The sequence below is a fragment of the Streptomyces griseorubiginosus genome, from assembly GCF_036345115.1.
Lineage (GTDB): Bacteria > Actinomycetota > Actinomycetes > Streptomycetales > Streptomycetaceae > Streptomyces > Streptomyces griseorubiginosus_C.
This window is the reverse complement of sequence record NZ_CP107766.1, coordinates 1370729-1391873: the sequence shown is the minus strand read 5'-3', so window position 1 is coordinate 1391873 and position 21145 is coordinate 1370729. Positions and strand designations below refer to the sequence as shown.

17 protein-coding genes and 1 riboswitch are annotated in these 21145 nt (G+C 70.5%); of the genes, 14 read left to right on the top strand and 3 right to left on the bottom strand.

Going from position 1 to position 21145, the window contains the following annotated elements; translation table 11 throughout:
- Nucleotides 1-67 precede the first annotated feature (67 nt).
- The 8 genes from shc to OHN19_RS06430 all read left to right on the top strand — a co-directional run bounded on the left by shc (nt 68) and on the right by OHN19_RS06430 (nt 9012).
- Entirely contained in the window at nt 68-2059 is a 1992-nt protein-coding gene (gene shc / locus OHN19_RS06465) for a squalene--hopene cyclase (protein ID WP_330263220.1), read from the top strand.
- Nucleotides 2059-2718, top strand: a complete 660-nt coding sequence (locus OHN19_RS06460) for a 1-hydroxy-2-methyl-2-butenyl 4-diphosphate reductase (protein WP_330263219.1) — start codon at nt 2059-2061, stop codon at nt 2716-2718. Before shc ends, OHN19_RS06460 begins: the two co-directional genes overlap by 1 nt.
- Before the next feature lie 5 nt (nt 2719-2723).
- Nucleotides 2724-3746, top strand: a complete 1023-nt coding sequence (hpnH, locus tag OHN19_RS06455; RefSeq protein ID WP_020116602.1) for an adenosyl-hopene transferase HpnH — start codon at nt 2724-2726, stop codon at nt 3744-3746.
- A gap of 4 nt (nt 3747-3750) precedes the next feature.
- Nucleotides 3751-4908: a flavodoxin-dependent (E)-4-hydroxy-3-methylbut-2-enyl-diphosphate synthase gene (ispG, locus tag OHN19_RS06450; protein ID WP_330263218.1), complete on the top strand. Its 1158-nt coding sequence runs from the start codon at nt 3751-3753 to the stop codon at nt 4906-4908.
- A 27-nt stretch (nt 4909-4935) separates the two neighbouring features.
- Nucleotides 4936-6831, top strand: coding sequence for a 1-deoxy-D-xylulose-5-phosphate synthase (dxs, locus tag OHN19_RS06445; protein ID WP_330263217.1), 1896 nt, complete (start codon nt 4936-4938; stop codon nt 6829-6831).
- A complete protein-coding gene (locus OHN19_RS06440; protein WP_330263216.1) occupies nt 6828-8213 on the top strand; it encodes an aspartate aminotransferase family protein in 1386 nt (461 codons plus the stop codon). Before dxs ends, OHN19_RS06440 begins: the two co-directional genes overlap by 4 nt.
- 74 nt (nt 8214-8287) lie before the next feature.
- Nucleotides 8288-8893, top strand: a complete 606-nt coding sequence (locus OHN19_RS06435; protein WP_330263215.1) for an XRE family transcriptional regulator — start codon at nt 8288-8290, stop codon at nt 8891-8893.
- The gene (locus tag OHN19_RS06430; protein WP_020135411.1) at nt 8890-9012 is read left to right on the top strand and encodes a DUF6126 family protein; all 123 of its coding nucleotides are present in this window, start codon (nt 8890-8892) and stop codon (nt 9010-9012) included. Before OHN19_RS06435 ends, OHN19_RS06430 begins: the two co-directional genes overlap by 4 nt.
- 12 nt (nt 9013-9024) lie before the next feature.
- Here OHN19_RS06430 and OHN19_RS06425 read toward each other — a convergent pair whose 3' ends face one another.
- The gene (locus OHN19_RS06425) at nt 9025-9822 is read right to left on the bottom strand and encodes a tyrosine-protein phosphatase (RefSeq protein WP_330263214.1); all 798 of its coding nucleotides are present in this window, start codon (nt 9820-9822) and stop codon (nt 9025-9027) included.
- Nucleotides 9823-10036: 214 nt separating this feature from the next.
- Here OHN19_RS06425 and OHN19_RS06420 point away from each other — a divergent pair, with 214 nt between their 5' ends.
- The 6 genes from OHN19_RS06420 (at nt 10037) to OHN19_RS06395 (ending at nt 19230) form a co-directional block, all read left to right on the top strand.
- Entirely contained in the window at nt 10037-12112 is a 2076-nt protein-coding gene (locus OHN19_RS06420) for an alpha-galactosidase (RefSeq protein ID WP_330263213.1), read from the top strand.
- Between the two features lie 302 nt (nt 12113-12414).
- A riboswitch (cyclic di-AMP (ydaO/yuaA leader) is annotated at nt 12415-12577 on the top strand.
- Between the two features lie 4 nt (nt 12578-12581).
- The gene (locus OHN19_RS06415) at nt 12582-13526 is read left to right on the top strand and encodes a M23 family metallopeptidase (protein WP_330263212.1); all 945 of its coding nucleotides are present in this window, start codon (nt 12582-12584) and stop codon (nt 13524-13526) included.
- 215 nt (nt 13527-13741) lie between these two features.
- Nucleotides 13742-16468 carry a Tat pathway signal sequence domain protein gene (locus OHN19_RS06410; RefSeq protein ID WP_330263211.1) on the top strand — a complete coding sequence of 909 codons (2727 nt, stop codon included), beginning with the start codon at nt 13742-13744 and terminating at the stop codon, nt 16466-16468.
- Nucleotides 16465-17586, top strand: a complete 1122-nt coding sequence (locus OHN19_RS06405; RefSeq protein WP_330263210.1) for a GDSL-type esterase/lipase family protein — start codon at nt 16465-16467, stop codon at nt 17584-17586. The genes OHN19_RS06410 and OHN19_RS06405 overlap by 4 nt, the downstream gene beginning before the upstream one ends.
- Complete coding sequence (locus OHN19_RS06400; RefSeq protein WP_330263209.1) at nt 17583-18299, top strand: DUF6250 domain-containing protein; 717 nt, start codon at nt 17583-17585, stop codon at nt 18297-18299. Before OHN19_RS06405 ends, OHN19_RS06400 begins: the two co-directional genes overlap by 4 nt.
- A gap of 145 nt (nt 18300-18444) precedes the next feature.
- On the top strand, nt 18445-19230 hold the full coding sequence (locus tag OHN19_RS06395) for an SGNH/GDSL hydrolase family protein (protein ID WP_330263208.1): 786 nt from the start codon (nt 18445-18447) through the stop codon (nt 19228-19230).
- 65 nt (nt 19231-19295) lie between these two features.
- On the opposite strand, the gene OHN19_RS06390 is transcribed toward OHN19_RS06395, so the two are convergent.
- Together OHN19_RS06390 and OHN19_RS06385 are read right to left on the bottom strand one after the other, a co-directional pair.
- Complete coding sequence (locus OHN19_RS06390) at nt 19296-19907, bottom strand: TetR/AcrR family transcriptional regulator (protein WP_330263207.1); 612 nt, start codon at nt 19905-19907, stop codon at nt 19296-19298.
- A 51-nt stretch (nt 19908-19958) separates the two neighbouring features.
- Nucleotides 19959-21137: a glutamate dehydrogenase gene (locus OHN19_RS06385; RefSeq protein ID WP_330263206.1), complete on the bottom strand. Its 1179-nt coding sequence runs from the start codon at nt 21135-21137 to the stop codon at nt 19959-19961.
- Nucleotides 21138-21145 lie beyond the last annotated feature (8 nt).

Genomic DNA, 21145 nt, shown 5'->3' with positions numbered 1-21145 from the left:
GAAAGGCACCGGCCGACGGCGGACCCACAGCAGAGCACCACATTGCACACTGCACGAAGGGGAAGCCATGACAGCGACGACCGACGGAAGCACCGGGGCCCTGCCGCCCCGCGCTGCCGCGGCCACCGAAACCCGTCTCGACACCCCCGTGGCGGCCGGGGTACAAGAAGCCGCCGTACGCGCCGTCCAGCGCGCCACCGAGCACCTCCTCGCCCGGCAGGACGCCGAGGGCTGGTGGAAGGGCGACCTCGAGACCAACGTCACGATGGACGCCGAGGACCTGCTGCTCCGTCAGTTCCTCGGCATCCGTGACGAGTCGACCACCCGGGCCGCCGCGAAGTTCATCCGCGGCGAGCAGCGCGAGGACGGCACCTGGGCCAGCTTCTACGGCGGGCCCGGCGAACTCTCCACCACCATCGAGGCGTACGTCGCCCTCCGGCTGGACGGCGACGCCCCGGACGCCCCGCACATGGCGAAGGCATCCGCCTGGATCCGCGCCCAGGGCGGGATCGCCGCCGCCCGGGTGTTCACCCGCATCTGGCTCGCCCTGTTCGGCTGGTGGAAGTGGGAGGACCTGCCCGAACTCCCGCCGGAGCTCATCTACTTCCCCAAGTGGGTCCCGCTCAACATCTACGACTTCGGCTGCTGGGCCCGCCAGACCATCGTCCCGCTGACGATCGTCTCCGCGAAGCGCCCGGTGCGGCCCGCGCCCTTCCCGCTCGACGAACTGCACACCGACCCGGCCGACCCCAACCCCGCCAAGCCCCTCGCCCCGGTGGCGAGTTGGGACGGCGCCTTCCAGCGGCTCGACAAGGCCCTGCACCAGCTGCGCAAGGTCGCCCCGCGCAGACTCCGCAGAGCCGCCATGAACTCCGCGGCCCGCTGGATCATCGAGCGGCAGGAGAACGACGGCTGCTGGGGCGGCATCCAGCCCCCGGCCGTGTACTCCGTGATCGCCCTGCACCTGCTCGGCTACGACCTCGAACACCCGGTGATGCGAGCCGGGTTGGAGTCCCTGGACCGCTTCGCCATCTGGCGCGAGGACGGCTCACGGATGATCGAGGCCTGCCAGTCCCCGGTGTGGGACACCTGCCTCGCCACCATCGCCCTCGTCGACGCGGGGGTGCCCGCCGATCACCCGCAGCTCGTGAGGGCGGCGGACTGGATGCTCGGCGAGGAGATCGTGCGGCCCGGCGACTGGGCCGTGAAGCGTCCGCAACTCCCGCCGGGCGGCTGGGCGTTCGAGTTCCACAACGACAACTATCCCGACATCGACGACACCGCCGAGGTCGTCCTCGCGCTGCGCCGGGTCAGGCACCACGACCCCGAGCGGGTGGAGAGGGCCATCGGGCGCGGGGTGCGCTGGAACCTCGGGATGCAGTCGAAGAACGGCGCCTGGGGCGCCTTCGACGTCGACAACACCAGCCCGTTCCCCAACCGGCTGCCGTTCTGCGACTTCGGCGAGGTCATCGACCCGCCGTCGGCCGACGTCACCGCCCACGTGGTGGAGATGCTGGCGGTCGAGGGGCTCTCCCACGACCCGCGCACCCGACGCGGCATCGACTGGCTGCTCGCCGAACAGGAGCCGGACGGCTCGTGGTTCGGGCGCTGGGGCGTCAACTACGTCTACGGCACCGGCTCGGTGGTGCCCGCGCTGACGGCCGCCGGACTGCCCGCCTCGCACCCGGCGATCCGGCGGGCCGTGGCCTGGCTGGAGCAGGTCCAGAACGACGACGGCGGCTGGGGCGAGGACCTGCGCTCCTACAAGTACGTCAAGGAGTGGAGCGGCCGCGGCGCCTCCACCGCCTCCCAGACCGCCTGGGCGCTGATGGCACTGCTGGCGGCGGGGGAGCGGGACTCCAAGGCCGTCGAGCGCGGCATCGAATGGCTCGCGAGCACCCAGCGCGAGGACGGCTCCTGGGACGAGCCCTACTTCACCGGCACCGGCTTCCCCTGGGACTTCTCCATCAACTACCACCTCTACCGGCAGGTCTTCCCGCTCACCGCGCTGGGCCGCTACGTCCATGGAGAACCGTTCTCCCGGACCGAGGCCCTTTGATGAGCACCGAGCCCGCCACCGCCCCGCTGCTGATCGCCTGCGCCCTCGGCATCGAGCACCTCGCGCTGCGCACCGGAGAGCGCGGCGGGGCGAGCGGGCGCGGTGGGGCCGGCGGTCAGGTCACCCTGCTCAGGACGGGCATGGGCCCCAAGGCGGCGGAACGGTCCGTCACCCGGCGTCTGGCGGACCCCGCGCTCGTCGGGGCCGCCGTCATCGCCACTGGCTTCTGCGCCGGCCTCGCCCCCGGGATGCACCCCGGCGATCTGGTCGTCGCCGAGGAGACCCGGGATCCGGACGGAACCGTTCCCTGTGTGGAGACCGACCTACTCGTCAAGGAGCTCGTACGGGCCGTACCGGGACGTACCGTGCACACCGGACCCCTTACCGGCTCCGATCACGTCGTCCGCGGTCACGAGAGGTCGGAGCTGCTCGCGACCGGCGCGATCGCGGTCGACATGGAGTCCGCGGCCACGCTCCTGAGCGCCGTGCGCGCGGGCGAGCGCCCTGTTGCGGCCGTCCGGGTGGTCGTGGACGCTCCACAACATGAACTCGTCCGGATCGGCACGGTACGCGGTGGAATATCGGCCTTCCGCGTCCTTCGTTCCGTCCTTCCCGCTTTCTACGAATGGCACCGTTCCTTGCTGCTCCCCAGGAGGTGAGCCAGATGGCCATGCCGCTGCGTCAGTCCATCAAGGTCGCTACATACTTGGCCGAACAGAAGCTCCGCAAGCGGGACAAGTTCCCGTTGATCGTGGAGCTGGAACCTCTCTTCGCATGCAACCTGAAGTGCGAGGGCTGCGGCAAGATCCAGCATCCCGCGGGCGTGCTCAAGCAGCGCATGCCGGTGGCGCAGGCCGTCGGGGCGGTGTTGGAATCCGGTGCGCCGATGGTGTCCATCGCCGGCGGTGAGCCGCTGATGCACCCTCAGATCGACGAGATCGTGCGGCAGTTGGTGGCGAAGAAGAAGTACGTCTTCCTCTGCACCAACGCCATGCTGCTGCGCAAGAAGATGGACAAGTTCACGCCCTCGCCCTATTTCGCCTTCGCGGTGCACATCGACGGGCTGCGGGAGCGGCACGACGAGTCCGTGGCGAAGGAGGGCGTGTTCGACGAGGCCGTGGAGGCGATCAAGGAGGCCAAGCGGCGCGGCTTCCGGGTCACCACCAACTCGACCTTCTTCAACACCGACACCCCGCAGACCATCATCGAGGTGCTCAACTTCCTCAACGACGACCTCAAGGTCGACGAGATGATGATCTCGCCCGCCTACGCCTACGAGAAGGCGCCCGACCAGGAGCACTTCCTGGGCGTGGAGCAGACCCGCGAGCTGTTCAAGAAGGCCTTCGCGGGCGGCAACCGCAAGAAGTGGCGGCTCAACCACTCCCCGCTCTTCCTGGACTTCCTGGAGGGCAAGGTCGACTTCCCGTGCACGGCCTGGGCGATCCCCAACTACTCCCTGTTCGGCTGGCAGCGCCCCTGCTACCTGATGAGCGACGGGTACGTGCCGACGTACCGCGAGCTCATCGAGGAGACCGACTGGGACAAGTACGGCCGCGGCAAGGACCCGCGCTGCGCCAACTGCATGGCGCACTGCGGCTACGAGCCCACCGCCGTCCTCGCCACCATGGGCTCGCTGAAGGAGTCGCTGCGCGCCATGCGCGAGACGGTCTCCGGAAACCGCGAGTAGCGCCATGACCGCCATTCCCTTGGGCGTCCCCGAGGTACCGGTCCGACCGATCGCCGAGCGGCGCGCCTCGCGGCAGATCATGGTCGGGCCGGTGGCGGTCGGGGGCGGGGCCCCGGTCTCGGTGCAGTCGATGACGACGACGCGTACGTCCGACATCGGCGCCACCCTCCAGCAGATCGCCGAACTCACCGCGTCCGGCTGCCAGATCGTCCGCGTCGCCTGTCCCACGCAGGACGACGCGGACGCCCTCGCGACCATCGCACGCAAGTCGCAGATCCCGGTGATCGCGGACATCCACTTCCAGCCCAAGTACGTCTTCGCGGCCATCGAGGCCGGCTGTGCGGCCGTACGCGTCAATCCCGGCAACATCAAACAGTTCGACGACAAGGTCAAGGAGATCGCGCGGGCCGCGAAGGACCACGGCACGCCGATCAGGATCGGGGTCAACGCCGGATCCCTGGACCGGCGGCTGCTCCAGAAGTACGGCAGGGCGACCCCGGAGGCGCTGGTGGAGAGCGCCCTGTGGGAGGCGTCGCTGTTCGAGGAGCACGGGTTCCGGGACATCAAGATCTCGGTGAAGCACAACGACCCCGTGGTCATGGTCAGCGCGTACCAGCAGTTGGCCGAGCAGTGCGACTACCCGCTGCATCTGGGCGTCACGGAGGCAGGTCCCGCGTTCCAGGGGACCATCAAGTCGGCGGTGGCCTTCGGCGCGTTGCTCAGCAGGGGGATCGGCGACACCATCCGGGTCTCCCTGTCCGCGCCGCCCGCCGAGGAGGTCAAGGTCGGCATCCAGATCCTGGAGTCGCTCGGGCTCAGGCAGCGGCGGCTGGAGATCGTGTCCTGTCCGTCCTGCGGGCGGGCGCAGGTCGACGTGTACAAGCTGGCCGACGAGGTCACGGCGGGTCTGGAGGGCATGGAAGTGCCCCTGCGGGTCGCGGTGATGGGATGTGTGGTCAACGGTCCCGGTGAGGCGCGGGAGGCGGACCTGGGGGTCGCGTCCGGCAACGGCAAGGGACAGATCTTCGTGAAGGGCGAGGTCGTCAAGACCGTCCCCGAGTCGAAGATCGTGGAGACCCTCATCGAGGAGGCGATGAAGATCGCCGAACAGATGGAGAAGGACGGCGTCGCGTCGGGGGAGCCGGCCGTCACCGTGAGTTGAACAGCACGGACCGAAGGGGGCCCGAGCGTGACCATTCTGGAGAACATCCGGGGACCACGCGACCTGAAGGCGCTGTCCGAGCCGGATCTTGTCGAACTGTCCGAAGAGATCAGGGAGTTCCTGGTGCACGCGGTCGCCAGGACCGGTGGGCACCTCGGACCCAACCTGGGTGTCGTGGAACTCTCCATCGCGCTCCACCGGGTCTTCGAGTCACCGGTCGACCGCATCGTATGGGACACCGGCCATCAGAGCTATGTGCACAAGATCCTGACAGGGCGTCAGGACTTCTCGAAGCTGCGTTCCAAGGGCGGCCTGTCCGGCTACCCCTCACGCGCCGAGTCCGAGCACGACATCGTCGAGAACAGCCACGCCTCCACCGCGCTCGGCTGGGCCGACGGGCTCGCCAAGGCCCGTCAGGTGCAGGGGGACACGGGGCACGTCGTCGCGGTCATCGGCGACGGCGCGCTCACCGGGGGCATGGCCTGGGAGGCGCTCAACAACATCGCGGCCGCCAAGGACCGGCCGCTGATCATCGTCGTCAACGACAACGAGCGGTCGTACTCGCCGACCATCGGGGGCCTCGCCAACCACCTGGCCACCCTGCGCACCACCGACGGGTACGAGAAGGTGCTGGCCTGGGGGAAGGACGTACTCCTCAAGACCCCTGTGGTCGGCAGCACCATCTACGAGTCCCTGCACGGGGCGAAGAAGGGGTTCAAGGACGCCTTCGCGCCGCAGGGCATGTTCGAGGACCTCGGGCTGAAGTACGTCGGCCCGATAGACGGGCACGACATCGGGGCGGTCGAGTCGGCGCTCAGGCGGGCGAAACGGTTCCACGGGCCGGTGCTCGTGCACTGTCTGACGGAGAAGGGACGCGGGTACGAGCCCGCCCTCGCGCACGAGGAGGACCACTTCCACACCGTCGGTGTGATGGACCCCCTCACCTGCGAGCCGCTCGCGCCCTCCAGCGGGCCGTCCTGGACCTCGGTGTTCGGCGACGAGATCGTCGCGATCGGGGAGGAGCGCGAGGACGTCGTGGCGATCACGGCGGCCATGCTGCACCCGGTCGGGCTGGGCAAGTTCGCCGCCCGGTTCCCGGACCGGGTCTGGGACGTCGGGATCGCCGAGCAGCACGCGGCGGTCTCCGCGGCCGGCCTCGCGACGGGCGGACTGCACCCGGTGGTCGCCGTGTACGCGACCTTCCTGAACCGGGCCTTCGACCAGCTGCTGATGGATGTCGCCCTGCACCGCTGCGGGGTCACCTTCGTGCTGGACCGGGCCGGGGTCACGGGCGTCGACGGGGCCTCGCACAACGGCATGTGGGACATGTCGATCCTCCAGGTCGTGCCCGGTCTGAGGATCGCCGCGCCCCGGGACGCCGACCAACTCCGGGCCCAGCTGCGGGAAGCCGTCGCCGTGGACGACGCGCCGACGCTGGTGCGGTTCCCGAAGGAGTCGGTGGGGCCCGTGGTCGCGGCTGTGGACCACGTGGGCGGCATGGACGTGCTCCATCGAGGAGACCGGCCAGAGGTGTTGCTCGTCGCCGTCGGTGTCATGGCGCCCGTCTGCCTCCAGGCCGCCGAGCTCCTGGAAGCGCGGGGCATCAACTGCACGGTCGTCGACCCCCGTTGGGTCAAGCCCGTCGACCCGGCGCTGCCGGGCCTCGCCGCCGGGCACCGGCTGGTGGCCGTCGTCGAGGACAACAGCCGGGCCGCCGGGGTGGGCGCCGCGGTGGCGCTGGCGCTCGGTGACGCCGAAGTCGACGTACCGGTACGGCGGTTCGGGATCCCGGAGCAGTTCCTCGCGCACGCCAAGCGGGGCGAGGTGCTCGCCGACATCGGGTTGACGCCGGTCGAGGTGGCGGGGCGGATCAGCGCGAGCCTTGCCGTCAAGGACCAGGTCGAAGTCAAGGAGAAGGAATGAGCACGGAGTTCGACCTCGGCAGACTCCTGGCCGAGCGCGGAGCCGAGCGCTACGAGCTGCACGGGAAGTACCTGAACCACCAGCTCCCGCGCATGCTGCACACCATCGGCTTCGACAAGGTCTACGAGCGCGGCGAGGGCGCGTACTTCTGGGACGCGGACGGCAACGACTACCTGGACATGCTCGCCGGGTTCGGGGTGATGGGCCTGGGGCGCCACCACCCCGTCGTCCGCAAGGCACTGCACGACGTCCTCGACGCCCAGCTCGCCGACCTCACCCGCTTCGACTGCCAGCCGCTGCCCGGGCTGCTGGCGGAGAAACTCCTCGCCCACAGTCCGCACCTGGACCGGGTGTTCTTCGGCAACAGCGGCACCGAAGCGGTGGAGACCGCGCTGAAGTTCGCCCGGTACGCGACCGGGAAGCCGCGCGTCCTGTACTGCGACCACGCCTTCCACGGGCTGACCACCGGGTCGCTGTCGGTCAACGGCGAGGCCGGCTTCCGGGACGGCTTCGCGCCCCTGCTGCCCGACACCGCCGTACCCCTCGGGGATCTCGACGCCCTCGCGCGGGAGCTGAAGAAGGGTGACGTCGCCGCCCTGGTCGTCGAGCCGATCCAGGGCAAGGGCGTGCACGAGGCGCCGCCCGGCTATCTGCGGTCCGCGCAGGAGCTGCTGCGCCGGCACAAGGCGCTGCTCATCGCCGACGAGGTGCAGACCGGGCTCGGGCGCACCGGGGACTTCTACGCCTACCAGCACGAGGACGGGGTCGAGCCCGACCTGGTGTGCGTGGCCAAGGCGCTCTCCGGCGGCTATGTGCCGGTCGGGGCCACCCTCGGCAAGGACTGGATCTTCAAGAAGGTCTACTCGTCCATGGACCGGGTGCTGGTGCACTCGGCGAGCTTCGGGTCCAACGCACAGGCGATGGCCGCCGGGCTCGCCGTCCTCGCGGTCATGGAGAACGAGCAGATCGTCGCGAACGCCCGCGCCACGGGTGAGCTGCTGAAGTCCCGGCTCGCCGCGCTCGTCGACAAGTACGAGCTGCTCGCCGACGTGCGCGGCCGGGGCCTGATGATCGGCATCGAGTTCGGGAAGCCCAGGTCGCTCAAGCTGCGCGGCCGCTGGACCATGCTCCAGGCCGCGCGCAAGGGCCTGTTCGCGCAGATGGTCGTCGTCCCGCTGCTCCAGCGGCACCGGATCCTCACCCAGGTCTCCGGCGACCACCTGGAGGTCATCAAGCTGATCCCGCCGCTCGTCGTCGGCGAGAAGGAAGTGGACCGGTTCGTCGACGCCTTCACCGACGTCATGGACGACGCGCACAGCGGCAGCGGGCTGATGTGGGACTTCAGCAAGACGCTGGTGAAGCAGGCGGTGGCGAACCGCTGACCCGGTCCCTCGTGGCGGTTTGCCTCTGAGGCAAGAAAATTGCCGCAGAGGCAAATCTGGGGCTCAATGGAGTCATGAGCTCCCCGGAAGCCTTCACGGAGCTGCCCTCGGTGGCTCCCCAGCTTCGCGCACTGCGCCGACGTGCCTCCCTGACCCTGGAGGCCGCGGCCGCCGCCGCGGGGCTGTCGCCCGCCCATCTGTCCCGCCTGGAGACCGGGCAGCGCCAGCCTTCGCTGCCGATGCTGCTCGCGCTCGCCCGCATCTACGGTACGACGGTCTCGGAGCTGCTCGGTGAGACGGTCGCCGAACGGGACTCCGTGGTGCGCGCCGCCGACATGGAACCCACCGCGGCGGGCGGATGGACCTACTACCAGGCGGGCGCGTCCGGCCGCGGCATGCAGGCCCTGCGGGTGCGGGTGCCGCACGGCTCCCAGGGCGACATCGTGCGGGTGCATCCCGGCGAGGAATGGCTCTACGTCCTGCACGGACGGCTGCGCCTGCGCCTCGGCGACACCACGCACCTGCTCGGTCCGGGCGACAGCGCCCACTTCGACTCGCTGACCCCGCACCGCATCGCCGCCCAGGACCCCGACGGAGTCGAGCTCCTGTTCGTCCACACCCTGTTGCAGAGTCCCACGGCCACCCTGTGCCTGGGCCCCACCCCTGGAGAGATGCCATGAGTGACATGGAGGAGAAGTTCCCCCGCGCCCTGTGGGTGCGCCTGCTCATCTACCTGGCGGCCGGCCACGTCTTCGCGGCCTTCCTCTACCTGCTCTTCGAGGTGGGAGCCGGGCAGTAGGGGCCGTACGACTCAGTCGAGCAGGCGCTCCCGCAGCCGCTCGCGGATCTCGGGGGTGAGACCGAGGCCCTCCTCCAGGTAGGCGTCGACGCTGCCCCAGGTCTCCTCGATGGTCTCCAGGGCAGCCGTCAGATACTCGGCGCGCGCTTCGAACAGCGGGCTGAGCAGCTCCATGACCTCGGGGGAGTAGGCGTCGGCGGAGGTGCTGGTGCGGCGGACCTTGTAGCGGCGGTGCTTGGCGTTCGACTCCAGGTAGTCGGCGACGATCGCCTCGCGCTCCACGCCCAGCGCGAGCAGGGTCACCGCAATCGACAGGCCCGCGCGGTCCTTGCCGGCCGCGCAGTGCAGGAGGGCAGGGACGCTGTCCTCGGCGAGCGAGTGGAGCACCTGGGAGTGCTCGGCGGTGCGTTCCTTGATCATCGTGCGGTAGGAGTTGGTCATCCGCGCCGCGGCCTTGCCGTCGCCGAGCAGCTCACGCAGCTGCTCGATGTCACCGTCCCGGACCATCTTCCAGAACCAGGTGCCCTCCGCCGGGTCGCTCAGCGGCAGGTTCACATTGGTGACCCCGGGCAGGTCGACGTCCGGGCCCTCCAGCTTCTGGTCCGCCGAATTGCGGAAGTCGAAGATCGTGTGCAGGCCGAGCGAGGACAGGAAGGCCGCGTCGTCCTCGGTGGCGTGCGCGAGGTGGCCGCTGCGGAACAGCACTCCGTACCGCACCCGCCGTCCGTCGGTCGTCGGCAGTCCGCCCACATCGCGGAAGTTGCGGACACCGGCGAGTTCGGGTTCGGTCGACGGAATCTGCTGCGTCACGGGGGCTCCTCCCAGCCGGGCACCGCCGACGCTGCTCGTCGACGGGCACCTCTCGACGATACGACACGGGTTCCTGCGGCGATGAGTTGTCCACAGGCCCCGACATCACGGGCAATCAGTTGTCCACAGGCGTTGCAGCAGGGGCCCGTGGCCGCTGATGATGTTGGTGCCTGAGCGCACCTGTTGGCACCTGTTCGAACCTGTGAGGGGCACCATGCTGGAGATCGCCGAGAACGGCCGTACGTGGATTCTGTCCGGGCCGGCCAGCAGTTACGCCCTGCACCTCACCGCCGAGGGCGAGCTGCTGCACCTGCACTGGGGCCCGCGCATCGCCCTGGCCGACGCCGAGGCGCTCGCCGTGCGCCCGCTGCCGGACTACTGGCCCTTCGAGTCCCCGCTCGACGGGCGCGAGGAGTACCCGGTCGAGGGCGGCCCCCGCTTCACCCGGCCCGCCCTGTCCGTGCGCACCGACGAGCGGCGCGGCACCGAGTGGACCTTCGAGGCCCACGACACCGAGGGCGACGAGCTGCGACTGCGGTTTCGCGACGGCAGCCTGGTCATCACGCTGCACTACCGGATGCGCCACGACGTCCTGGAGCGCTGGGTGACCCTGGACAACCAGGGTCAGGACCCCGTCGAGCTGCTCCGCGCCGACTCCGCGACCTGGACCCTGCCCGACCGCGAGGACGGCTGGCGGCTCTCCCAGCTGCACGGCCGCTGGGCCGCCGAGTCCCTGCTCACCCAGGCCCCGCTCACCTACGGCGAGAAGGTCATCGGCAGCCGCCGCGGCCACACCGGGCACCAGCACCTGCCCTGGGTCGCGCTCGACACCGACGCCACCGAGGAGCGCGGCGAGGTCTACGGCGTCGCCCTCGGCTGGTCGGGGTCCTGGCGGATCGCGGTCGCCCAACTCCCCGACGCGCGCGTGCAGATCACCGGCGGCGCCGGCTACGACGAGTCCGGCCTGCTGAGCCTGGCCGGGGGCGAGTCCTTCACGACCCCCGTCTTCGCCGGACTCTGGAGCGACGGCGGCTTCGGCGGCGCGAGCCGGGCCTGGCACGCCTGGCAGCGGGCGTACGTCATCCCGGACGCCGACCAGGACAGGCCCGTGCTGTTCAACTCCTGGGAGGCCACCAACTTCGACATCTCCGAGGAGCAGCAGGGCACCCTCGCCCGGCGGGCCGCCGCGGTCGGTGTCGAGCTGTTCGTGGTCGACGACGGCTGGTTCGGCGCCCGCACCAGCGACCGCGCCGGGCTCGGCGACTGGGCCCCCAACCCGGACCGCTTCCCCGCCGGCCTCAAGCCGCTCGGCGACTACGTGCACGCGCTCGGCATGCAGTTCGGCATCTGGGTCGAGCCGGAGATGGTCAACCCGGACAGCGAGCTGTACCGCGCCCACCCGGACTGGGTGCAGTACCAAGCGGGACGAAAGCGGACGGAGTTCCGCAATCAGCTCGTACTGAACCTGGCGCGCGAGGACGTCCAGGAGTACCTGTGGGAGCAGCTCGACGCACTGCTCTCGAGCGCCCCGATCGACTACGTCAAGTGGGACTTCAACCGCTGCTTCACCGACGCGGGCTGGCCCGGCGACCCCTACCCGCAGCGCCTGTGGGTGGACCACGTGCACGGCTTCTACGCCCTGCTGGACCGGTTGCGCGCGGCCCACCCCGGTGTCGCCTTCGAGTCCTGCTCGGGCGGCGGCGGCCGGATCGACCTCGGGGTGCTGAGCCGCACCGACCAGGTGTGGACCTCGGACAACACCGACCCGCTCGACCGTCTCGCCATCCAGCACGGCTTCAGTCAGATCCACCCCGCGCGCGTGATGGCCGCCTGGGTCACCGACAGCCCCAACACCCAGCTCAACGACCGGGTGAGCTCGCTGCGGTTCCGGTTCGTGAGCTCCATGGCCGGGGTACTCGGGGTCGGCGGCGACCTGACGGAGTGGACCGAGGAGGAGCTCGCCGAGGCCCGCCGCTGGGTGGACCTCTACAAGGAGATCCGGCCCCTGGTGCAGCACGGCGAGCTCCACCGGCTGCGGCCACCGCGGGGCGGGCTGAGCGCGGTGCAGTACGTCCGCGGGGACGAGACGGTCGTGCTCGCCTGGCTTCAGGCCCAGCACTACGGGGAACCGGTACCGGCGGTGCGGCTGCGCGCACTGGACCCGACGGCGTCGTACGAATGCCTCGAAACGGGCGAAGTTCACCGAGGGGCCGTATTGCTGCATCACGGACTTCGCACCGGTTTGCGGGGCGACCTGGATGCGACAGTTCTCCGGCTGCGCCGCATCTAAGGCTTCTGTCCGAATTGCTGGATTCTTTCCAACTCCTTCCGGAGTGTGGGGTCCTGTGAATTCGTGACGTGAGGAGCGTCATATCGGTGACGGTGCGTCGCCCGTCATGTTCACGTAATTCGTGTGGTTTTCAAGGGGCTTTGTGTCGGGGGCGGGCGTCTGATTCACGCAGGGTGACCGGTAATTCCCATAAGGGATCAACAGGAATGCATGCGCGGGGAACTGCTCACTTGTCCCTTTGCGTCTTGCTCGTTTACGTTCGCCACCGATCCGGTCGGACGCCCAATCCTGCCGCCGAACGGATTCCGCACACACTCACCCGTGCACGGCAGGAGCGGGGGACCCACAGGCAGTACCGCCTGTTCCGGTCTCCGGAACAGGCTTGGGGTTTAGTCGCGTCCCGACGCGGCCGGGCATCTCCAGCTCGCACCCGACAGCTCACCTCGCAGGCGCCGGAGAGGAATTCGTCATGCCCGCGAAGGGTAAGCACCGCCGTCCGAAGTCCCAGCGCTTCACCCGCTCGATCGCCGTCGCCGGTACCGGGGGTGCCGCGCTCGCCCTCCCGCTCATGGGGGCCACCGGCGCTCACGCCGCCACCGCGCAGTCCGTGCCGCAAAAGGCCGTTCAGTCCCTTCCGGTCACGCAGAAGGCCGCCGGAAATCCGGCCGAAAAGACCGCCAAGAAGGACACCGCGAAGGTCTCGACCGTGCGCACCTATTCGGTGCGTGTCGGCGACTGTCTTTCGAAGATCGCCGACGAGCAGAATGTCGCCGGCGGCTGGAAGAAGCTCTACGCCGACAACCGTGAGGCCGTCGGTGACGACCCCTCGCTGATCCACCCCGGCCTGAAGCTGTCGATCGGCAAGAAGGCGACCACGGGCCCGACGAAGACCGGGTCCTCGGCCAAGTCGTCCTCCTCGAAGCCGTCTTCCGCGAAGGTGGAGAAGGCGGAGGCGAAGTCGTCGAAGTCGACGGCCGCGACCCAGAGCTCCGACACCAGCTCCAGCGGCTACACCCTCCCGGTCAGCGGTGCCACCATCGGCACCGGTTACCGCGTGGCGGGCGCCATGTGGTCCAGCGGTTACCACACCGGAGTCGACTTCGTCGTCCCGACCGGCACCTCGCTGAAGGCCGTCGCCGCGGGCACGGTCGTCTCCGCGGGCTGGGGCGGCGCCTACGGCAACCAGGTCGTCATCAAGCTGAACGACGGCTACTACGCCCAGTACGCCCACCTCTCGCAGCTCTCCGTCTCGGCCGGCCAGACCGTGACCGAGGGCCAGCAGATCGGCCTCTCCGGCGCCACCGGCAACGTGACAGGACCGCACCTGCACTTCGAGATCCGCACCACGCCGGACTACGGCTCGGACGTGGACCCGGTCGCCTACCTCCGCTCGAAGGGCGTCGCCGTCGGCTGACCCCGCCCCTGTGCCACCGAAGGCCGGACCCCGATCCCCGGGTCCGGCCTTCGGTGTTTCCCGCCGACAGCCCCCGCACGGGTGTTTGCGCCTTCATGATCACTTCATTGCGTTCTTGTGGCAGGGGTGCTCAGAGCGTCGACAGGGAGGGGAAGGTGGGGACACAGTGAACTCCGTTGTTGCGCAAGCGCTTTCTACGGCCTTCGGAGGTCACCGTGCCCGGCGTCGACCGACGCACCGTCTTCAAGGGCGCCGCAGCCGCGGCCGCCCTCACCCAGTTCTCCTGGGCGCAGTCCCGCTCCGCCGCCGCGGTGGCCGGTGACGACGACACCGAACTCCACTGGCTGGAGGGGCGGCCCGACGTCCACGCCGGTGCCACCTGGGGCGTGCCGTGGGCGCGCGGCACCCACCGCCCGGAGCAGCGGTTCCGGCTCGCCACCTCGGGCGGCGACGAGGTCCCGGTGCAGAGCTGGGCCACCGCCTACTGGCCCGACGGCTCGGTGAAGTGGACCGCGCACGCCATCGCCCCCGACGCGCCGCGGGCCGACCGCTATCTGCTGAGCGCGGGCAGTCCGGCCGTGCCCGCCCACCGCGTCACCGTCGGCCGGGGCAGCGGCGGCCGGATCGAGGTGTCGACCGGCGTGATCACCGCCGTCTTCGGGACCAAGGGCTCCGACACCGTCGTACGCGGCATCCGGCGCGGCACGACCGAGATCGCCCGCGACGGACGGCTGGTGGCACTGCGCCAGGACTCCGTGCGCGAGGGCGCGGACCTCGACAGCTTCGCGGGCCGGATCGAGAAGATCACCGTCGAGCAGGACGGACCCGTCCGTGCCGTGATCCGGGTCGAAGGGCGGCACCGGCACGGCGGCAGGGCCTGGCTGCCGTTCGTACTGCGGTTCGCCTTCTTCGCCGGTGCGGAGTCCTTCCGCCTGGTGCACACCTTCGTCTGGGACGGCGAGCAGCGGCCCGGCTCCGACCAGGGCGACTTCCTGCGCGGACTCGGCGTCCGCTTCACCGTGCCGCTGAGCGATCAGCCCTACGACCGCCATGTGCGGTTCGCCGACTCGGGCGGCGGCCTGTTCAGCGAGGCCGTCCAGGGAATCACCGGGCTGCGGCGCGACCCGGGCGCGGCGGTGCGGGCCGCACAGATCGCGGGCGAACGGCTCCCCGACACCGCCACGTGGGACACCCGGGTGGCGAGCCGGCTCGCGTACATCCCGCGCTGGGGCGACTACACGCTCACCCAGCCGACCGCCGACGGCTACCAGATCCGCAAGCGCACCACGGCGGGCTACGGCTGGATCCCGGCCGCGGCCGGACAGCGCGCGGCCGGCTTCGGCTACGTCGGCGGCGCGAGCGGCGGACTCTCCTTCGGCCTGCGGGACTTCTGGCAGCGCCACCCCGCCCAACTCGACGTGCGCGGCGCCGAGTCCACGGCCGCCGAGGTCACCCTCTGGCTCTACTCACCCGAGGCCCAACCACTCGACCTGCGCTTCTACCACGACGGCCTCGGCCAGGACACCTACGAGGAACAGTCCGACGGCGGCCTGGAGATCACGTACGAGGACTACGAGCCGGGCTTCGGCACCCCGTACGGCATCGCCCGCACCACCGAACTGACCTTCTGGGCCCTGGAGAAGACCCCGCCCGCCGAGGTCCTGGCCGCCCAGGCGAAGGCGGTGGCCGCTCCTCCGCTGCTCGCCGCCACTCCCCAACGGCTGCGCTCGGCAGGTGTGTTCGGCGACTGGGCGCCCGTGGACCGCTCCTCGAAGGCCCGCTCGGTGATCGAGGACCACCTCGACGACCTGTTCGCCTACTACCGCGACCAGCGCGAGGAGCGCCGCTGGTACGGCTTCCTCGACTACGGCGACGTCCAGCACACCTACGACGACGACCGGCACGTCTGGCGCTACGACGTCGGCGGATTCGCCTGGGACAACTCGGAGTTGGGCACCGACCTCTGGCTCTGGTACCACTTCCTGCGGACCGGCTCCCCGGAGGTCTTCCGGTTCGCGGAGGCGATGACCCGGCACACCGGCGAGGTCGACGTCTACCACCTGGGCAAGTGGGCGGGCCTGGGCACCCGGCACGGCGTGCAGCACTGGGCGGACAGCGCCAAGCAGGTCCGCATCTCCACGGCCGCCAACCGCCGCTTCCACTACTACCTCACCGGCGACGAGCGCACCGGGGACCTGCTGAGCGAACTCGCCGACGTGGAGCTGACGTTCCTGGAGGTCGACCCGCAGCGCAAGGTCCGCACCGACGGCTACGAGCCCGGTGACCGGCACGCCCTGTCGGTCGGCTTCGGCACCGACTGGGGCGGGATCTCGGCTGCCTGGCTCACCGAATGGGAGCGGGGCGGTCCGGGCGCGGCCCGGGCGAAGGCCAAGCTCGTCAACTCGCTGCGGACCATCGCCGCACAGCCCAACGGCTTCTTCACGGGGGCGGGTCTGCTCGACGCCGACACCGGGAAGTTCGCCGTGACGACCGACACGGCCGTCAACGTGTCCCATCTCGGTGCCGTCTTCGGCCTCGTCGAGACCAACAGCGAGATCGTCTCGTTGCTGGGCGAGGAGGAACCGGAGTTCCGGACGGCCTGGCTGAACTACGCGCAGTACTACAACGCCACCGACGCCCAGAAGCGCCAACTCACCGGCTCCACCTGGAAGTCGGCGCTCCCGGCCGCACATTCGCGCATCACCGCGTACGCGGCCCAGCGCAAGGACGACCCGACGCTCGCCACGCGCGCGTGGAAGGAGTTCTTCACCGGCAGCGACACCTACTTCCCGTCCAACGACTGGAACCCGGTCACGATCAAGACTCCGGCGGTCCTGCGCACCACGCGGGAGATCCCCTGGATCTCCACCAACTCCTCCGCCCAGTGGGCCCTCGCGGCGATCCAGAACCTGGCCCTGATCGGAGACCGGATCCCGTCATGAGACGCACCCTCGCGACCGCGGCCACCGTCGCGGGTCTGCTCGCCGGCGCGGTGCCGCCCGCCCTCGCGTCCGGCGCCCAGACCGTCGTACGGCCCGACGACCGGCGTATCGCTTACGAGGGGCACTGGAGCCGGACCGCCGAAGCCGCCGTCACCGTCAACTCCGGCTCCCGGCTGCGGTTCCGCTTCACCGGCCCGTCCGTCCACGCCCTCTTCGACGTCTCGTCCGTCACCGTCCCCGCGCAGATCTACGTGTCGATCGACGGCGGCCCCGAGCAGCTGCACTCCGTCGACCGGGCAGATCTGGCGATCACGGCGGCCGGCGGCGGGCCGCACTCCGTCGAGATCTCCGTCAAGGACGTCTTCTCGCGGGTCAACCGGTGGGTCCCGCCACTGGAGACCGGGGTGGCGCTGACGGGTATCCGGGGTCACCTGCTGCCACAACCCCCCGTCAAGAAGCGTGAATTGGCGTTCTACGGTGACTCGATCACCCAGGGCGTGATGGCCCTGTGCGAGGTCAACACCTCGGACTGCGCGGACGGTACGGCCGCCTACCCCACGCTGGTCGCCGACGCCCTGCACGCCTCGCTCACCCAGGTCGGCTTCGGACGGCAGGGAGTGATCCAGACCGGCAACGGGGGCGTTCCCGCCGCGTCCGACGCGTACGGCTGGAACTACGCGGGCTCCAGGGCCGATTCGGACCGCCGGGCCGATGTGATCGTGGTGAACCAGGGCACCAACGACGCCACGTTCGGCTCCGCCGAGTTCCGTGCCGCCTACCGCGCCTATCTGACCCGGCTCCGGGCCGGCGCACCGCACGCCCGCATCCTCGCCCTGCGCCCCTTCGACGGCAGCCATGCCGCCGACATAGCGGTCGTCGTCGACGAACTCGCGGACCGGCGCGTCGAGTTCGTCGACACCACAGGCTGGCTCGACGCCACGCGGGGCGACTTCAACGGCACGGTCCATCCCAGTGCCCAGGGCCACCGCAGGGTGGCCGAACGGTTGATCGGCCTCATCGCGAAGGAGCACACCGAAACGACGAGGCAGCATCCCGAATCCTCGAAGCAGCATCCCGAATTTTCGAAGCAGGCCCCCGAAAGGAGCCCCCTGACATGACGACCACCCGCAGAGCCTTCGGAGCCCTCGCCGCAGGTGCCGCCCTGGCCGCCCTCGGCCCCGCGGCGGACGCGAGCGCCTCGCCCCGCCACCGCCGCCTCATCGCCCACGACGACTTCCGCCACGGCCTCCGACAGTGGGCCGTCGAGCTGGAACAGGGCGGCACGGTCACCGCGAAGCGGGGGACCCTGGAGGTCGACGTGCCCGCCGGCGCGACGATCTGGTTCAAGCAGCCGCTCGCAGGGCCGTACGTCATCGAGTACACCGCCACACCGGTCTCCGAGGGCGGGGTCAACGACCGCGTCTCCGACCTGAACAACTTCTGGAACGCGATCGACGTCCGGTCCCCGCGGAACATCTTCGCCACGCAGCGTGGCGGGGCGCTCGCCGAGTACGACTACCTCAAGACGTACTACGTCGGCTACGGCGCCAACACCAACACCACGACCCGACTGCGCCGCTATGTCGGCGAGGCCGGCGCGCGGCCGCTGATCTACGACTACACCGAGCCGCTGCTCGTCGCGAACCGGCCGAACCGGGTGCGCATCGTCTCCGACGGCTCCGGGGTGAAGTGGTGGAACAACGGGCGGCTCGTCTTCGACTACGCCGACCCGGCGCCGTACACGAGTGGGCACTTCGCGTTCCGGACCACCTGGAGCCACTTCCGGATCAACGACTTCCGGGTATGGCGATCGCAGCGTCAACAGCCGTGACGAGAGACCTATTCCTTGTTTGGCGAACACTTTAGGAGTGGCTTATCTCACCGCCCGTCAAGCCCTTCCTACGGTCGCGTAGGTCACATTCGAAGGTGAATCATGAATGTCTGTGGCAGACGATTCGAAGAATGACAGCAGATCAGTGATCGGGTCGTACGTGGCGGTGGGGGACAGCTTCACCGAGGGCGTCGGCGACCCCGGCCCCGACGGGGCGTTCGTCGGCTGGGCCGACCGGTTCGCGGTGCTTCTCGCGGACCGGCGGCCCGAGGGCGACTTCAGGTACAGCAATCTCGCCGTGCGCGGGAAGCTGCTCGACCAGATCGTCGAGGACCAGCTCCCGCAGGCCGTGGAACTGGCACCGGACCTGGTGTCCTTCTGCGCCGGCGGCAACGACATCATCCGGCCCGGTACCGACCCCGACGAGGTCGCCGAGCGCTTCGAGCGGGCGGTCGCCCGGCTCAGCGAGGCGTGCGGCACCGTCATGGTGACCACCGGCTTCGACACCCGTGGCGTGCCCGTGCTCAAGCACCTGCGCGGCAAGATCGCCACGTACAACGGGCATGTGCGGGCCATCGCCGACCGGTACGGGTGCCCGGTGCTCGACCTGTGGTCCCTGAAGACGATCCAGGACCGGCGGGCCTGGGACGGCGACCGGCTGCACCTGTCCCCGGAGGGCCACACGCGTGTGGCGCTGCGCGCGGGCCAGGTCCTCGGCCTCGAGGTCCCGGCCGACCCGGACCAGGCGTGGCCGCCGCTGCCGCCCCGCGGACCGCTGGACGTGCGGCGGGACGACGTCCACTGGGCACGGGAGTACCTGGTGCCGTGGATCGGCCGCCGACTGCGGGGGGAGTCCTCCGGCGACCATGTGACGGCCAAGGGCGTGCTGTCACCGGACGACATCAAGACCCGGATCGCTTCGGTGGCCTGAGGGGATCTGGAGGGGGTTCCCTTCGAGGCCGGGCTGCGGTCAAGGCGTGCTACGGCCAGGCCGGGCTACGTCGTCAACGCGCCCCGGTCCACGCCCAGTTCGCGGGCGAGGGCCTCGTCCACCCACTCCTGGGCCCGGGTCCGGGGGACCGCTCCGGCGTAGGACGTCAGCTGTACGGCGAGGCCGTCCAGGAGGGCGGTCAGGCGCAGGGCCGCGGCCGCCGGGTCCGGGCAGTGGAACTCGCCCGCCGTGACGCCCTCGGTGATCACCTCGGCCAGCGCCGCCTTCCAGCGCCGGTCGAGGTCGCGGGTGACCTCCTGGAGGGCCGGCTCGCGCAGCGCCACCGCCCAGCCCTCGATCCACAGCCGCCAGCCCTTGGCCTGGCCCGTCGGGGCGTACCAGCGCACGGCCGAGCGCAGCCGGCGCAGGGCGCTGGTACGGCGGCCGAGGAGCTTGCGCAGGTGCGCCAGATCCGCTTCGGCGGCATGGGTGAAGGCAGCCGCGACCAGCTTCTCCTTCGTCGAGAAGTGATACAGCACCAGGGCGTTGCTCACCCCGAGCGCCGAGGCCACGTCGGCGATCCTGACGGCCGCCACGCCCCGCGCCTCGATCTGCTCGATCGCCGCCCGCAGCAGCTCCTCGCGCCGCTCGGCCACTGTCAACCGCACTCTCGCCACAAGGTCACCCTAATCCGTCGCCCGGGGTGTCACCGCCCGGCCGGGTCGGGGTCAGCGGTACCAGCCGAACCGCTCCGCGATCACCGGCAACCGGTCCGCGACCAGCGCGTGCGCGGCGGCGCGCGGCGAGATGCCGTCCGTCTCCGCCCGCGCCAGCAACTGCTCGACCAGGGCGCGCATGGAACGCCGTAGGTGTGCGAAGGCCTCGTCCGCGTCCGCGCCGATGTCACCGAACAGGGTCCACCACCACCAGGCGTTCGTCCCGGAGTTGACCACCACGTCCGGCAGCACGGTGATCCCGCGCGCGGCCAGCATCGCCTCCGCCGCGGGCAGGACGGGCATGTTGGCCGCCTCGACGATCCAACGGGCCCGGATCCGCGCCTGGTTGCCGGTGTCGACCGTGTAGGAGACCGCCGCGGGCACCAGCACCTCCGCGTCGACCGACAGCCAGGCGTCGCCGGGCAGCTCGCGGTCGGCGGGGCGCAGCACCGAGCGGTCCACGGTGCCGTAGGAGTCCCGGGCGGCGAGCAGTGCCTCGACGTCGAGGCCGGCGGGGTTGAAGACCGTGCCCTTGATGTCGGCGACGGCCACCACGGTGAGCCCCGCGCGCGTGAGGAAGCGGGCCGTGGCCCCGCCCATGGTGCCGAGCCCCTGAACGGCCACGCGCGTGCCCGCGTACGGCACCCCGGCCCGGTCCAGGGCCGTGAGCACCGACTCGGCGACCCCGCAGCCGCCCGCCAGTTCGTCGAGGCCGATGCCGTCCACCTCGACGGCGAAGGCGTCCGCGAGCCGCCGCCGGGCCGCGGCCTCGTCGTCGAGCAGCGGGTACACCGCCTGGATCGAGGAGACCAGGCCCGCCTCCGCGGCCGCCCGGTCCACCAGGTCCTGGCTGAGACCGAGGTCCTCGCCGGTCGTCCACAGACTCTCGACGTACGGCCGCATGGCGCGCAGGTAGCGCACGAGGAGGCCGTACGCCTCCGGGTCCCGGGGGTCGCAGTCGATACCGCCCTTCGCGCCGCCCAGCGGGACGTAGCGCGCGGCGGGGTCGTAGTGCAGGGCTTCCTTCATGGTCATGCCCCGGGCGAGTCCGGTGACCTCGTCCAGCGTGCAGCCCGGGCGCATCCGCAGACCGCCGCTGGCGACGCCCCGCACCAGCCGGTCGACGACCAGGAAGCCGTGGCGGCCGGTGACGTGGTCGGTCCAGGTGAGCGACAGCAGGGGGGTGGTCACACGGGCTC

What these genes read in the sequence shown, in the direction of transcription:
- OHN19_RS06400 (WP_330263209.1), top strand. Translation starts at nt 17,583, where the DNA reads ATGACGACCACCCGCAGAGCCTTCGGAGCCCTCGCCGCAGGTGCCGCC.
- hpnH (WP_020116602.1), top strand. Translation starts at nt 2,724, where the DNA reads ATGGCCATGCCGCTGCGTCAGTCCATCAAGGTCGCTACATACTTGGCC.
- OHN19_RS06440 (WP_330263216.1), top strand. Translation starts at nt 6,828, where the DNA reads ATGAGCACGGAGTTCGACCTCGGCAGACTCCTGGCCGAGCGCGGAGCC.
- OHN19_RS06415 (WP_330263212.1), top strand. Translation starts at nt 12,582, where the DNA reads ATGCCCGCGAAGGGTAAGCACCGCCGTCCGAAGTCCCAGCGCTTCACC.
- OHN19_RS06405 (WP_330263210.1), top strand. Translation starts at nt 16,465, where the DNA reads ATGAGACGCACCCTCGCGACCGCGGCCACCGTCGCGGGTCTGCTCGCC.
- ispG (WP_330263218.1), top strand. Translation starts at nt 3,751, where the DNA reads ATGACCGCCATTCCCTTGGGCGTCCCCGAGGTACCGGTCCGACCGATC.
- OHN19_RS06420 (WP_330263213.1), top strand. Translation starts at nt 10,037, where the DNA reads ATGCTGGAGATCGCCGAGAACGGCCGTACGTGGATTCTGTCCGGGCCG.
- OHN19_RS06430 (WP_020135411.1), top strand. Translation starts at nt 8,890, where the DNA reads ATGAGTGACATGGAGGAGAAGTTCCCCCGCGCCCTGTGGGTGCGCCTG.
- shc (WP_330263220.1), top strand. Translation starts at nt 68, where the DNA reads ATGACAGCGACGACCGACGGAAGCACCGGGGCCCTGCCGCCCCGCGCT.
- OHN19_RS06435 (WP_330263215.1), top strand. Translation starts at nt 8,288, where the DNA reads ATGAGCTCCCCGGAAGCCTTCACGGAGCTGCCCTCGGTGGCTCCCCAG.
- OHN19_RS06460 (WP_330263219.1), top strand. Translation starts at nt 2,059, where the DNA reads ATGAGCACCGAGCCCGCCACCGCCCCGCTGCTGATCGCCTGCGCCCTC.